Origin of the sequence: Pseudomonas fuscovaginae SE-1, assembly GCF_000364705.1 — a bacterium.
In the GTDB taxonomy this organism is placed as follows: Bacteria; Pseudomonadota; Gammaproteobacteria; order Pseudomonadales; family Pseudomonadaceae; genus Aquipseudomonas; species Aquipseudomonas fuscovaginae_A.
This window is the reverse complement of sequence record NZ_AQOH01000347.1, coordinates 1-14,675: the sequence shown is the minus strand read 5'-3', so window position 1 is coordinate 14,675 and position 14,675 is coordinate 1. Positions and strand designations below refer to the sequence as shown.

Annotated in this window: 9 protein-coding genes; 5 read left to right on the top strand and 4 right to left on the bottom strand. The window is 63.5% G+C overall.

The window, feature by feature from the left end; all coding sequences use genetic code 11:
• Positions 1–44 precede the first annotated feature (44 nt).
• A complete protein-coding gene (locus K675_RS0127505) occupies positions 45–752 on the top strand; it encodes a TetR/AcrR family transcriptional regulator (protein WP_017906680.1) in 708 nt (235 codons plus the stop codon).
• A 181-nt stretch (positions 753–933) separates the two neighbouring features.
• Positions 934–1,932 carry a beta-N-acetylhexosaminidase gene (nagZ, locus tag K675_RS0127500; RefSeq protein ID WP_198291697.1) on the top strand — a complete coding sequence of 333 codons (999 nt, stop codon included), beginning with the start codon at positions 934–936 and terminating at the stop codon, positions 1,930–1,932.
• Positions 1,933–2,056: 124 nt separating this feature from the next.
• On the opposite strand, the gene K675_RS0127495 is transcribed toward nagZ, so the two are convergent.
• Genes K675_RS0127495 through mfd form a run of 3 tightly spaced genes read right to left on the bottom strand, consistent with a single transcriptional unit; the run spans position 2,057 to position 8,795 of the window.
• A complete protein-coding gene (locus K675_RS0127495) occupies positions 2,057–4,735 on the bottom strand; it encodes an SNF2-related protein (protein WP_017906678.1) in 2,679 nt (892 codons plus the stop codon).
• Positions 4,736–4,766: 31 nt separating this feature from the next.
• A complete protein-coding gene (locus tag K675_RS0127490) occupies positions 4,767–5,333 on the bottom strand; it encodes a CsiV family protein (RefSeq protein WP_017906677.1) in 567 nt (188 codons plus the stop codon).
• Between the two features lie 12 nt (positions 5,334–5,345).
• On the bottom strand, positions 5,346–8,795 hold the full coding sequence (gene mfd, locus K675_RS0127485; protein WP_017906676.1) for a transcription-repair coupling factor: 3,450 nt from the start codon (positions 8,793–8,795) through the stop codon (positions 5,346–5,348).
• 351 nt (positions 8,796–9,146) lie between these two features.
• On the opposite strand from mfd, the gene K675_RS0127480 reads away from it, so the two are divergent.
• Entirely contained in the window at positions 9,147–10,610 is a 1,464-nt protein-coding gene (locus tag K675_RS0127480) for a glyceraldehyde-3-phosphate dehydrogenase (protein ID WP_026145581.1), read from the top strand.
• 374 nt (positions 10,611–10,984) lie between these two features.
• Here K675_RS0127480 and K675_RS0127475 read toward each other — a convergent pair whose 3' ends face one another.
• Complete coding sequence (locus tag K675_RS0127475; protein WP_017906674.1) at positions 10,985–12,271, bottom strand: MFS transporter; 1,287 nt, start codon at positions 12,269–12,271, stop codon at positions 10,985–10,987.
• 317 nt (positions 12,272–12,588) lie between these two features.
• Between K675_RS0127475 and K675_RS0127470 the strand changes: the two genes are divergently transcribed.
• Both K675_RS0127470 and K675_RS0127465 read left to right on the top strand, forming a co-directional pair.
• Positions 12,589–13,605, top strand: a complete 1,017-nt coding sequence (locus K675_RS0127470; RefSeq protein WP_017906673.1) for an FAD:protein FMN transferase — start codon at positions 12,589–12,591, stop codon at positions 13,603–13,605.
• Positions 13,606–13,771: 166 nt separating this feature from the next.
• The coding region (locus tag K675_RS0127465) for an FAD-dependent oxidoreductase (RefSeq protein ID WP_037007306.1) at positions 13,772–14,675 on the top strand (904 nt) is incomplete at its 3' end.

Genomic DNA, 14,675 nt, shown 5'->3' with positions numbered 1-14,675 from the left:
CTGAAACGTATGTTTCAAACAAGTGTTTGTCAGGCGGAGTAGTCATGGCCCAGTCGGAAACCGTTGAACGCATTCTCGATGCTGCCGAGCAATTGTTCGCGGAAAAAGGTTTCGCCGAGACTTCGTTGCGATTGATCACCAGCAAGGCGGGGGTCAACCTGGCTGCGGTGAACTACCATTTCGGCTCGAAAAAGGCCCTGATCCAGGCGGTCTTCTCGCGGTTCCTCGGGCCGTTCTGCGTCAGCCTCGATCGTGAGCTGGAGCGCCGCCAGGCCAGGCCGGAGGTCAAGCCGACCCTGGAGGAGCTGCTGGAAATCCTCGTCGAGCAGGCCCTGGTGGTGCAGCCGCGCAGCGGCAACGACCTGTCGATCTTCATGCGTCTGCTGGGTCTTGCCTTCAGCCAGAGCCAGGGGCACCTGCGCCGTTACCTGGAAGACATGTACGGCAAGGTGTTCCGTCGCTACATGCTGCTGGTCAACGAAGCGGCCCCGCGTATCCCGCCGATCGAGTTGTTCTGGCGCGTGCACTTCATGCTCGGTGCGGCGGCGTTCAGCATGTCCGGGATCAAGGCGTTGCGGGCCATCGCCGAGACCGACTTCGGCGTCAATACCTCGATCGAGACGGTAATGCGCCTGATGGTGCCATTCCTGGCGGCCGGCATGCGCGCCGACAGCGGTGTCACCGACGAGGCCATGGCTGCCGCGCAATTGCGTCCGCGCAGTAAATCGGCGGCGCCTGTCGTCAAGGCCTGACTCATTCGGGTGGGCGTGCCGGCCTTGATCGGCTAAGCTTGCCGCCCATGCCCGATTCCTTTCCTGCCGATCTTTCCCTTCTTTGCGTTCATCTGCCGGATGCGCTGTGCGGCAGGGTGTTCGCGCGCCTGGCGGTTTTTCCGATGGCTCTTTTTCACAAGGATTTCCTATGAGTACAGCCTTGCAAGGCTCCCTGATGGTCGATATCGCCGGTACCTGGCTGACGGCCGAGGATCGCCAGTTGTTGCGCCAGCCGCAAGTGGGCGGGCTGATCATTTTCGCGCGCAATATCGAGAGCCCGCGCCAGGTTCGTGAACTGAGCGCGACGATCCGCGCGATTCGCCCGGACCTGCTGCTTGCGGTCGACCAGGAAGGCGGGCGGGTACAGCGTTTGCGCCAGGGCTTCGTGCGTCTGCCGGCGATGCGGGCGATTGCCGATAACCCGAATGCCGAGCGCCTGGCCGAGCACTGCGGCTGGCTGATGGCGACCGAGGTGCTGGCGGTCGGGCTCGACCTGAGCTTTGCCCCCGTGCTGGACCTGGACTACCAGCGCAGTGCGGTGGTTGGCAGTCGCTCCTTCGAAGGTGATCCGGAGCGCGCGGCCCTGCTCGCCGGTGCGTTCATCCGGGGTATGAAGACGGCCGGCATGGCTGCCACCGGCAAGCACTTTCCCGGGCATGGCTGGGCCGAGGCGGACTCCCATGTGGCAATCCCGGTCGACGAGCGCAGCCTGGACACCATTCGCGCCCATGACCTGGTGCCTTTCGCCCACCTGAGCCAGCAACTGGCGGCGGTGATGCCGGCTCACGTGATCTATCCGCAGGTCGATGCGCAACCTGCCGGTTTTTCGCGGCGCTGGTTGCAGGACATCCTGCGCGGCGAGCTGCGGTTCGATGGGGTGATCTTCAGTGATGACCTGTCCATGGCCGGTGCTCATGTGGTGGGCGATGCGGCCAGTCGTATCGAGGCGGCATTGTCGGCCGGTTGCGACATGGGGCTGGTGTGCAATGACCGGGCGGCGGCGGAGCTGGCCTTGAGCGCGGCGCAGCGCCTGAAGGTGACGCCATCGCCGCGAATTGCGCGGATGCGTGGGCGGGGGTTTGCGCGGACCGATTATCGCCAGCAGCCGCGGTGGCTGGAGGCGCTGGGGGCGTTGCGCGAGGCTCAGCTCATCGATTGAGTGGCGTCATATTCGAAGGCCCATTCGCGGGCAAGCCCGGCTCCTACAGGGGGCGTCGCGCACACCATTGGCGGACACCTCATCACTGTAGGCGTCGGGCTTGCCCGCGAAGCTTTCAGGGGGCTCAACGCCCGGCTTTCTTGTCCGGCAGCGGCGCGAACAGCGCCTCGATGTCCTCGTTCTGCAATTGCCAGTCACCGGCCTGGCGTCCGTCGAGCACACCGGCGGCCAGGTCGGATTTTTCCTGTTGCAGGTGCTGGATCTTTTCCTCGACCGTGCCCCGCGCAATCATCTTGTAGACGAACACCGGCTTCTCCTGGCCGATCCGGTAGGCCCGGTCGGTCGCCTGGTTTTCCGCCGCCGGGTTCCACCACGGGTCGTAGTGGATCACGGTGTCGGCTTCGGTCAGGTTCAGGCCGACGCCGCCGGCCTTGAGGCTGATGAGGAAGATCTGCAACTTGCCGCTCTGGAAGTCCTTCACCGGTGTACGCCGGTCGCGGGTCTGTCCGGTCAGCAGGCCGTAGGTGATATGGCGTTTTTTCAGCTCGGCCTCGATCAGTGACAGCATCGAGGTGAACTGCGAGAACAGCAGAATCCGCCGCCCCTCGGCGAACAGTTCCTCGAGCATCTCCATCAGGCTGTCGAGCTTGCCCGAGGCGCTGCCGCGGGCCGGTGGCGTGGCGTCGCTGACCAGGCGCAGGTCGCAGCAGACCTGGCGCAGCTTGAGCAGCGCCTCGAGGATGATGATCTGGCTGCGCGCCACGCCCTTGCGGGTGATTTCGTCACGGACCTTCTTGTCCATCGCCAGGCGCATGGTCTCGTAGACGTCGCGTTGCGCCTCGTTGAGTTCGACCCAGTGGATGATCTCGGTCTTGGGCGGCAGTTCGGTGGCCACCTGTTCCTTGGTGCGACGCAGCAGGAACGGCTTGATCCGGCCGTTCAGGTGCTGCAGGCGCACTTCACTGGCGTGCTTCTCGATAGGGACACGATAGTCGCGGTTGAAGCGCTTGACATCGCCCAGCCAGCCTGGCAGCAGGAAGTGGAACAGCGACCACAGCTCGCCCAGGTGGTTTTCCAGGGGCGTGCCGCTCAGGCACAGGCGTTGCCTTGCCACGAGTTCGCGGGTGGCCTGGGCCGCCTTGCTGCCGGGGTTCTTGATGTATTGCGCTTCGTCGAGCACCAGCACGTGCAGCGGCTGGGCCTTGAGTTTATCGATGTCCTTGGGTAGCAGGGCGTAGGTGGTGAGGATCAGGTCATGGTCGCCCAGGTGCGCGAAATGCTTCTTGCGGGCCGCGCCATACAGTGCCAGGACCTTGAGTTGCGGCGTGAAGTGCGCGGCCTCGTCGAGCCAGTTGGGGATCAGACTGGTGGGCATCACCACCATGCAGGGGCGATCCAGGCGGCCGGCGTTCTTTTCGCTGAGGATGTGGGCCAGGGTCTGCAGGGTCTTGCCCAGGCCCATGTCGTCGGCGAGGATCCCGCCGACCTCCAGTTGCCGTAGCGATTGCATCCAGCTCAGGCCTTCGTGCTGATAGGGGCGCAGGGTGGCGTTGAGACCTTCGGGAACGCTGGCGCTGTACTCGCGGATGTCGCGCAGGCGTTCGGCCAGGCTGCGGATCTGTGCGCCGCCTTCCCACAGCAGCGGCAGGCCGTCGAGCGGGTTGAGCCGCGTGGCGTCGGCATTGCTCAGGCGCAGCGTGGTGCCGCCGGGTTCTTCCAGGTAGAACTCGCCGAGGGTGGTCAGTACCGGCTTGAGGCGCCCATAGGGCAGGGCGACCTGCAATGGGCCGTGGCTGCCGCTGGGCGAGGCGGGGATGTTCACCAGGATCAGTTCGTCGTCCCGGCGCCGGGCCAGCCGCTCGGGATTGAGCAGTTCGGTGTGCGAGCGCATCAGGTTCAGCAGAATCGGCAACAGGCTCAGGCGCTCGCCGTTGACGATGATTCCCAGTTCGAGGTCGAACCAGTCGCGCTCCGGCGCTTCGTCGACGGTGGCGTACCAGTCGTCGACCGGGCTCAGGTCGAAGCCGAAGTCCTCGTCGATCTGCAGTTCCCAGCCCAGCTCGCGCAAGCCCGGTAGCTCGTTGAGGGTGAAGTTCAGCCAGGCGCTGTCGTTGACCATCTCATACAGCTCGCCGGCGCTTTCCGGCAGGGCCTTGCTCTGCCGGGTGGCGACTTTGAAGCCGAGCAGGCGCAGTTGCTCGCGACAGGCCTTTTCAGCCTCGGGCTGGCGCCTGATGCGCAGGGTCTGGTGTTCCTGGCGCAGGATGATATCGGCGTTCTTCTGGCCGCTGGCGTACTCGCCCAGGTAGTTGAAGGACAATGCCGCGCGGTGCTGGATGTAGCGCTGCATGCGCCCGTTGCGCGGTTCGAAGGCGCTGAACTCGACGCTCGCCAGCCACAGTCGCGGTAGCGGCTGAACGTCATCGATCAGTTGCTCGGGCGGCGGTGGTGGGCGTGAGTCGAGTACCGCCTGGAGTTTTTCCAGCAGTTCGGCGTCCTTCTCCGCCGCCGGGTAGGCCAGGGTCTCCTGGACTTTCAGCAGGACCGCCGCCGTGTGCTTGCAGTGGCTGCGCACCGGGCAGGTGCAGGTGGCATCGACGATGAGCAGGGTGCCCTTGGCCGACTCGCGAAGGCGGATGGTCTGCCGGTAGATATTGCCGCCAGAGCCTTCGCAACTGGCGGTGATGGTGCTGTCGGCCGCCTCGACGATCCTCACCCGGTTTTCGATCGCGTAGCGGCGACCGCGCTCCAGACTCTGTTCCTTGAAGCGGCTGGCCCATGACGGGGCCAGCGGCTTGGTCATGGAGGATGTCACGAGCGCGGGCATCGAGCTGTCACTGATCGAGGCTCTGCGATGGCGCTTCGCGACGGGAGGCGTTCAGCGAGGTCACCTTGAGCAACAGGCCGAGGTGGCCGGCATCGAGGAAATTGAGCTGGCCGTTCTTGGTCTGGCTGGTCTGGTTCAGGCGCTCGCTGGCATTGACCACGCCGTTGCTGTCGAAGCCGTTGACCCAGAATTGTGCCTGCACCTCGGTGAAGCGCTTGAGGGTCAGGCTCAGGGTGCCTTCCACCGGAAACTGGCCGAACTGTTCCTGGCCGGCGGTGATCGAGACCACGCTCGGCTGGTCGCTGAGGTTCTGTTGCCAGGCCTTGTGCAGCAATACCTCGTAATTGCCGCTGGCGTTGAGCTTGGCGACCATGTCGTTCAGACTGGGGGTGCGCTCGTCACTGGCGGTGATGGCTTTCGCCCCCTTGGCCCAGTCCTCCGGTGCCGGCTGGCTCTGGAACGGTTGTTCGAGGTTCTGCCGCACCAGGATCATTTCGACCTGGTACGGCTCATCGGCAAAGGCGGCCGGGGTGAGCAGGGCCAACAACACGGCCAGCGATGGGATCAGGCGCATACGGCGTCCTTATCAGGCAGATTTCGGGGTGAGGCGCTCGAACAGCGCCTCCAGTGTATTAAAGCGTTCTTCCGCTCGCTCCATCGGCACCATGAACTTGAAGATCGTGGCGCCTTCGAATTTGTAGCGGTTGGGTTGCCCCTGGATCAGCTTGATCAGTGCCAGTGGATCGACCGGTGTGTCCGCGGTGAATTCGATGCGTCCGCCTTGCGGGCCGCCGTCGATCTTCTTGATCCCCAGTTGCTCGGCCTGCAGCTTGAGCAGCGTCAGGCGCACCAGGTTCTTGGTCGGCTCGGGCAGCAGGCCGAAACGGTCGATCATCTCCACTTGCAGGTCCTTGAGGCCTTCCTCGTCGGTCGCCGAGGCGATGCGCTTGTAGAGGATCAGGCGTGCGTGTACGTCCGGCAGGTAGTCTTCGGGGATCAGCGCCGGCAGGCGCAGGTTGATCTCCGGGCCGCCGCCCAGCGGCTGATCGAGATTCGGCTGTTCGCCCTTGCGGATGGCCTTCACCGCGCGTTCGAGCATTTCCATGTACAGCGTGAAGCCCACCGCCTGGATCTGCCCGCTCTGGCCGTCGCCTAGCAATTCGCCGGCACCGCGGATTTCCAGGTCGTTGGTGGCGAGGACGAAGCCGGCGCCCAGGTCCTGGGTGTTGGCGATCGCTTCCAGGCGCTTCTCCGCGTCGGCGGTGATCTGCTGGCGACCCGGCGTCAGCAGGTAGGCATAGGCCTGGTGGTGGCTGCGTCCGACCCGGCCGCGCAGCTGGTGCAACTGGGCCAGTCCGAACTTGTCGGCCCGTTCGATGATGATGGTGTTGGCGCTCGGCACGTCGATGCCGGTCTCGATGATGGTCGAGGCGATCAGCACGTTGAAGCGCTTGTGGTAGAAGTCGCTCATCACCTGTTCGAGTTCGCGCTCGCGCATCTGCCCGTGGCCGATGCCGATACGCGCTTCGGGCACCAGCTCGGCGAGGTCGGCGGCGCACTTCTCGATGGTTTTCACGTCGTTGTGCAGGTAGTAGACCTGGCCGCCGCGCAGCAGCTCGCGCAGCAGCGCTTCCTTGACCGTGCTCTTGTTCTGTTCCATGACGAAGGTGCGTACCGACAGCCGGCGCGCCGGCGGCGTGGCGATGATCGACAGGTCGCGCATGCCCGACACGGCCATGTTCAGCGTGCGCGGAATCGGCGTGGCGGTCAGGGTGAGGATGTCGACCTCGCTGCGCAGGGCCTTGAGCTGTTCCTTCTGGCGCACGCCGAACCGGTGTTCCTCGTCGATGATCACCAGGCCCAGGTTCTTGATCTTCACATCGTCCTGCAACAGCTTGTGGGTGCCGATGACGATATCGATCTTGCCTTCGGCGAGGTCGGCCACGGCGGCGCTGACTTCCTTGGCGGACTTGAAGCGGCTCATCACCTCGACGGTCACCGGCCAGTCGGCGAAGCGGTCGCGGAAGCTGTTGTAATGCTGCTGGGCGAGCAGGGTGGTGGGCACCAGGATCGCCACCTGCCTGCCGCCATGCACGGCGATGAAGGCGGCGCGCATGGCCACCTCGGTCTTGCCGAAGCCGACGTCGCCGCAAACCAGGCGGTCCATCGGCTTGGCGGCGAGCATGTCGGCGCGCACCGCCTCGATGGCGCTCTGCTGGTCCGGGGTTTCCTCGAAGGGGAAGCCGGCGCTGAAGGTCGCATAGTCGGCCTTCGGATCGTTGAACGCATAACCTTCGCGCGCGGCGCGGCGGGCATAGATGTCGAGCAGTTCGGCGGCGACGTCGCGGACCTGTTCGGCGGCCTTGCGCTTGGCCTTCTGCCAGGTTTCCGAGCCCAGCCGGTGCAGCGGGGCGAGGGCATCGTCGCTGCCGGTGTAGCGGGCGATCAGGTGCAGGTTGGCCACCGGCACGTAGAGCTTGGCACCCTCGGCATATTCCAGGGTGAGGAACTCGGCGGCCTGGTTTTCGATTTCCAGGGTCGCCAGGCCCAGGTAGCGGCCGACGCCATGGTCGATGTGCACCACCGGCGCGCCTTCGCGCAGCTCGGTAAGGTTCTTGATCACCGCGTCGTTGTTGGCGTCGGCGCGTTTTTCCCGACGTCGGCGCTGCATCACGCGCTGGCCGAACAGCGGGCTTTCGGCAATCAGCGCCAGGGCCGGGTCGTCGAGCACCAGGCCTTCGTCCAGCGGCGCGATGGTGATCGCCAGGCGCTCCTGGCCGGCGGCGAACTCCGGCCAGTTGTCGACGGTTTTCGGGCGCAGCTTGAGGCGTTCCAGCAGTTCCAGCAGGACTTCGCGGCGGCCGGCGGATTCGGCGGTGAACAGCACGCGACCGGGGAACTGGTCGAGGAACCCGGAGAGAGCGGCCAATGGCTGGTTGGCCTTGGCCTCGATCGCCAGGTTCGGCAGTTCGCGGGCGGCGAAGCGTTCCCGGCCGACGCCGGTCTCCACGTCCTGCTGGCTGGCGATGATCCGTGGCCAGCTTTTCAGCCGGGCGAAGCAGTCTTCCACCGGCAGGAACAGCTCGGCCGGTGGCAGCAGGGGACGGGTCGGATCGATGCGGCGTTCGTCATAGCGATTGCGCACATCGTTCCAGAAGTTTTCCGCGGCCTGTTCGATGCCCGGCAGGGAGAACACCTGGGTGTCCTGGGGCAGGTAGTCGAACAGCGTCGAGGTCTCCTCGAAGAACAGCGGCAGGTAGTACTCGATGCCGGCGGGCGTAATGCCGCTGTTGAGGTCCTGGAAGATCGAGCAGCGACGGAAGTCGACGTCGAAACGTTCGCGAAAGCGCGCCTTGAAGCGGATCAGCGCCTCTTTCTGCAGCGGGAACTCCTTGGCCGGCAGCAGGCGCACCGAGTCGACCTTGTCGATGGAACGCTGGTTTTCCGGGTCGAAGGTGCGCAGCGTCTCGATCTCGTCGTCGAACAGGTCGATACGGTACGGCAGCTTGCTGCCCATCGGAAACAGGTCGACCAGGGCGCCGCGTACGGCGAACTCGCCGTGCTCGTAGACGGTGTCGACACAGCGGTAGCCGGCCGCCTCCAGGCGGGTGCGCATCTGCTCCACGTCGAGCTTCTGGCCGACATCCAGCACCAGGCTGCTGCCCAGCAGGAATTTGGTCGGCGCCAGTCGGTGCAGGGCGGTGGTGATCGGCACCACCAGCACGCCGTGCTCCAGCTCCGGCAGCCGATAGAGGCTGGCGATGCGCTGGGAGATGATGTCCTGGTGTGGCGAGAACAGATCGTAGGGCAGGGTCTCCCAGTCCGGGAAATGCAGCACCGGCAAATCGGGAGCGAAGAAACTCAGCTCCTGCTCCAGTCGTTCGGCACTCTGGCTGTCGGCGGTCAGGAGCAGGGTAAAGCGCCTGGCGGCGCTGGCGGCCTCGGCAATGGCCAGGCTGAGGGCGGCACCGGGGAGGTTGCCCCAGTGTTGTTTGCCTGTCGCGGCAGGCAGTAGCGGTAGACGCAGAACGGGCACGGAAGGTTGAGCTCCAAGCGTTGCGGCAAATTCATCAATTGTAACGGCCCTGGGGGCTGCCTGTCAGTCGCAGACTGCGCCGATTGCATGATGGGGGAAATGTAGTGGCTATGATAAAAAAAGACGGTTTTTTACTGAATATGTAGTGTGCTAGGACAGCGGTGTTTCGGAGGGTTACAGACAAGTCATGATCGTCGCCCCAAAATGGGGCGCTCTGGAAGCCGCGTGTTTACTGGCCTGCGTCGAGTTCGAGATTTTTCTGTCGGCATTTTCTGTGACGAAGGGTGGCAGTCGCGCATTGCTCATGGGGCGACTCGGCGGCATAATGTAGCCCCTTTTTTAAGCCCCTACATGTGGAAGGTTCCCGTGACTCAGAAGCCCGACCAGTGTCTTGGTGAGTGGATTGATCGTGAAGCACTTGCAGAAGCGATGATTCCGCTGATCGGTCAGCTCTACCGCAACAACAATGTGGTGAGTTCGATCTATGGCCGCAGCCTGATCAACCAGTCTGTCATCGCGATTCTCAAGGCTCACCGCTTTGCTCGTCATCGTCAGAGCGACGATGCCGAACTGTCCGTCCACGAGACTTTCCCGCTGCTCAAGGCCATGAGCGAGCTCAAGCTGGGCGCCGCTTCGGTGGACCTGGGCAAGCTGGCGGTGAAATTCAAGGAACAAGGCAACGGCCGTACCGCCGAGCAGTTCGTCCGTGAAGAGCTGGCCGACGTGGTCGGTCAGCAGAACGCTGCCGCTCGCAAGGGTACCGACGTGGTGCTGTACGGCTTCGGTCGTATCGGTCGCCTGCTGGCCCGCATCCTGATCGAGAAGACCGGTGGCGGCGACGGCCTGCGCCTGCGTGCCATCGTCGTGCGCAAGGGCGCCAACAACGACCTGACCAAGCGCGCCAGCCTGCTGCGTCGTGACTCGGTGCATGGTTCGTTCAACGGCACCATCGTCATCGACGAGGAAAACAACACCATCACCGCCAATGGCAACCTGATCCAGGTTATCTACGCGAAGAACCCGACCGAGGTGGACTACACCCAGTACGGTATCAAGGACGCCCTGCTGGTGGACAACACCGGTGTATGGCGTGATGCCGATGGTCTGGGCCAGCACCTGGCCTGCCCGGGCATCGACCGCGTGGTCCTGACCGCGCCGGGCAAGGGCAAGCTGAAGAACATCGTGCACGGTATCAACCATGCCGAGATCACCGCCGAGGACAAGATCGTTTCGGCGGCGTCCTGCACCACCAACGCCATCGTTCCTGTGCTGAAGGCGGTCAACGACAAGTTCGGTATCGTCAACGGTCACGTTGAAACCGTTCACTCGTACACCAACGACCAGAACCTGATCGACAACTTCCACAAGGGCGATCGCCGTGGCCGCAGCGCCGCGCTGAACATGGTCATCACCGAAACCGGCGCCGCCACCGCGGCTGCCAAGGCCCTGCCTGAGCTGGCCGGCAAGTTGACCGGTAACGCGATCCGCGTTCCGACGCCGAACGTGTCGATGGCGATCCTGAACCTGAACCTGGGCACCGCCACCACTCGCGAAGAGATCAACGAGTACCTGCGCTACATGGCGCTGCACTCGGACCTGCACAAGCAGATCGACTTCGTGAATTCCCAGGAAGTGGTTTCCACCGACTTCGTCGGTTCGCGTCATGCCGGTGTGGTCGACGCCGAAGCGACCATCTGCAATGACAACCGTGTTGTTCTGTACGTCTGGTACGACAACGAATTCGGTTACAGCTGCCAGGTGGTCCGCGTGATGGAAGACATGGCTGGGGTCAACCCGCCAGCGTTCCCGCGCTAAGCGACTGGAAATGAAAACGCCCCGACTTGTCGGGGCGTTTTTGTTTGTGCCGGAGCCGGTTTTGGCTTTGAGTCTGGTCCGGCCTTTGTGGTTGGCAGCCCACTCTGTTGGGCTGACCACCCTATTGGATAGGCCGCTCTGGTGAGTGATCACTTGTGGCGAGCGGGCTTGCCCGCGCTGGGCTGCAAGGCAGCCCCGAGGTCAGCAGTCGCGGTATGTCAGGCGAAGCGAGCATGCAGGCTTCAGGGGCGCTTTGCGCCCCAGCGCGGGCAAGCCCGCTCGCCACAGGGATATGGCAATGGGGAGAGATATTGCCACAGGGTATGGGCACGGCGATGTGGCCACAGCAATATGGATACCCCTCTCTCCTTGTGTCACGCCGCGGTCTGCGCGGTACGCAGTGCATGCTTGTTGCCACGGAACAGCACCAGGGTCGCGATCAGGCCCAGCACCGCCGCGCCGCTGAGCCAGATGCCCGGCGCAGCCTTGTTGTCCAGCACGTGGATCAGGTAGGTGCAGGCGGCTGGCGTGAAGCCACCGAAGGTCGCGGTCGCCAGGCTGTAAGCCAGGGAGAAGCCGGTGGTGCGGACTTCGGTCGGCATGATCTCGGTCAGGGCCACCACCATCGCACCGTTGTACGAACCGTAGAGGAACGACAGCCACAGTTCGGCGATCAGCAGGCGGCTGAAGCTCGGGTCGGCCACCAGCCAGGACAGCACCGGGTAGGCGGTGAGAATCGCCAGGATGGTTGCCGCCAGCAGCAGTGGCTTGCGACCGATCTTGTCGGAAACACTGCCCATCACCGGCAGCCAGAAGAAGTTCGACAGGCCGATGCACACAGTCACCAGCAGGGCGTCGAAGTCCGACAGGTGCAGTTCGGCCTTGCCGAAGGTCGGGGTGTAGGCGGTGATCAGGTAGAAGGACACCGTGGTCATCACCACCATGGCCATGCCTGCCAGTACCAGGCCGAAGTTCTGGCCGATCGAGCGCATCACCTCCGACAGAGTGGGGCGATGCTTGCGAGCCTGGAACTCGGGCGTTTCCTCCAGCGAACGGCGGATGATGAAGATCGCCGGGACGATCAGGCAACCGACCAGGAACGGTACGCGCCAGCCCCATTCCCCCATCTGCTCGGGGCTCAGCCAGTGGTTCAGGCCCACGCCCAGCAGGCCGGCGAAGACCACCGCGGCCTGTTGGCTGGCGGACTGCCAACTGACGAAGAAGCCCTTGCGACCCGGGGTCGAGATCTCGGCCAGGTAGACCGAGACGCCGCCCAGTTCGACGCCGGCGGAGAAGCCTTGCAGCAGGCGGCCGAGCAGCACCAGCAGGGGGGCGGCGACGCCGAGGGTCGAGTAGCCCGGCACGCAGGCGATCAGCACCGTACCAGCGGCCATCAGCGCCAGGGTGATGATCAGGCCCTGGCGGCGACCGTGGCGGTCGATGTAGGCGCCGAGGAAAATCGCCCCCAATGGACGCATCAGGAAGCCTGCGCCGAAGGTGGCCAGCGAGAGCATCAGGGAAGCGAAGGCGCTGTCGGAGGGGAAGAAGGTTTTAGCGATGGCCGTGGCGTAGAAGCCGTAGACCATGAAGTCGAACATCTCAAGGAAGTTGCCGCTGACAACGCGAAAGATCGCCTTGCCCTTGCCCGTATTCGAGGCCATTTTTATTCACTCACTTTGGCTGTCTTATAAGCAATCCTTCGTTTTGCTCGTCCTTACTGACTCTTTCAAGCATACGCACGCTGGCAGAACAGTTTTGTAACGATATGTGTATTAAGGTTGCCGGGCAACAAAAAAACGAGCCTGCTGGCTAAATGGCATAAGGCACGGATTAGAGCGCTCGCTGTGGATCCGAGGAGGATGGGAAGCATGCGTTGCCCTGATGAATACTGGGCTTGCCTTGGTTTGGCGCATAATGCCCGCTTTTGAGCCTTGCCTTTGCCGAGCCTATGTCTTTTCTTCAGTCCTTCAGGATGGTGTTGCGATTATCCGGCCAATGGCTGGCGGGGCTGCTCCTGGTGCTGTTGTCCGGTTGCGGCGATCAGGACCCGCTGGAGCGGTTTGGCGGCCCGACCATGGGCAGCAGCTATTCGGTTCAGTACGTCCGTCATGCTGGCGGGCCGGCGCCTGCTCTGGTCAAGGATGAGGTCGAGGCGATCCTCGCCGGGGTCGACCGGCAGATGTCGACCTATCGCGGCGACTCGGACATCGCCCGTTTCAACGAATTGCCGGCCAACCGTTGCCAGGTCATGCCGGCGTCGATTCTCGAGCTGGTACGCACGGGGGAGGCGCTGTCCGTTGCGAGCGGCGGAGCCTACGATCTGACAGTCGAACCGCTGATGAACCTTTGGGGCTTCGGCCCGCAGGGGCGAGCGGAAAAGGTGCCGGATGCCGCGCAACTGGCGGCGGTCCGCCAGCGGGTGGGCCATGCCCATCTGCATGTCGATGGCGAGCGCCTGTGCAAGGACGCCGCGGTGCAGGTCGACTTCGACAGCATCGCCGCCGGCTACACTGTGGAGCGGATTTCCACGCGGCTGATGCAGATGGGGGTGGACAGTTTTCTCGTCCAGGTCACGGGTGAGCTCAAGGCGGTGGGGCGCAAGCCCGATGGCAGCCCCTGGCGTATTGCCCTGGAGGAGCCGCGGGACGATCGGCGGGTCGCGCAACGGATCATCGACATCGACGGTTATGGCGTGTCGACGTCAGGTGACTATCGCAACTATTTCGAGCAGGATGGCAAGCGCTATTCCCACACCTTCGATGCGTTGACCGGCGCACCGATCAGCCACGACCTGGCGGCGGTCACGGTGGTTCATCCGTCGACGCTGATGGCCGATGGCTTGTCGACAGTGTTGTTGATTCTTGGCCCGGAGCGGGGTTGGGACTACGCGGAAAAACACGATATCGCCGCATTTTTTGTGATTCGTGCCGATAAAGCCTTCGTCACACGAGCGAATTTGGCGTTTGACAGATTGCTGAAGGCTACAGCGCATTAAGATGTAGTGCAGGCAAAGCTGGCTTACGACGCGACCAAGGGTTAATGTGCGCGGCGTTCACGCATCTATAGACTGCACACCGAGATTTGATCCTTCATGTCGCTGGCGCGACGTGATTTAGCCGCAGGTGCCAGAGGGGTGCCTCGGCCTGTTCTGAGGAGTACGCATGGCTGTCTACAACTACGACGTAGTGGTACTGGGTTCCGGCCCCGCTGGAGAAGGTGCGGCAATGAACGCCGCCAAGGCAGGGCGCAAGGTCGCGATGGTCGACAGCCGCCGTCAGGTCGGTGGCAACTGCACCCACCTGGGGACCATCCCGTCCAAGGCCTTGCGTCACTCGGTGCGACAGATCATGCAATTCAACACCAACCCGATGTTCCGGGCCATCGGCGAGCCGCGCTGGTTCTCCTTCCCGGACGTGCTCAAGAGCGCCGAGAAGGTGATCGCCAAGCAGGTCGCCTCGCGTACCGGCTACTACGCGCGCAACCGGGTCGACCTGTTCTTCGGTACCGGCAGCTTCGCCGACGAGCAGACCGTCGAAGTGGTCTGCCCCAACGGCGTGGTCGAAAAACTGGTGGCCAAGCACATCATCATCGCCACCGGGTCGCGTCCCTATCGCCCGGCCGACATCGATTTCAACCACCCGCGTATCTACGATAGCGACACCATCCTCAGCCTGGGCCACACCCCGCGCAAGCTGATCATCTACGGCGCCGGGGTGATCGGTTGCGAGTACGCGTCGATCTTCAGTGGCCTGGGCGTGCTGGTCGAGCTGGTGGATAACCGCGACCAGTTGCTGAGCTTCCTCGACTCGGAAATTTCCCAGGCGTTGAGTTACCACTTCAGCAACAACAACATCACCGTGCGCCACAACGAGGAGTATGACCGGGTCGAAGGCCTGGACAACGGGGTGATCCTGCACCTGAAGTCGGGCAAGAAAATCAAGGCCGATGCCCTGCTCTGGTGTAACGGCCGTACCGGTAACACCGACAAGCTGGGCATGGAGAACATCGGCGTCAAGGTCAACGGCCGCGGCCAGATCGAAGTCGACGAGAACTATCGTACCTGCC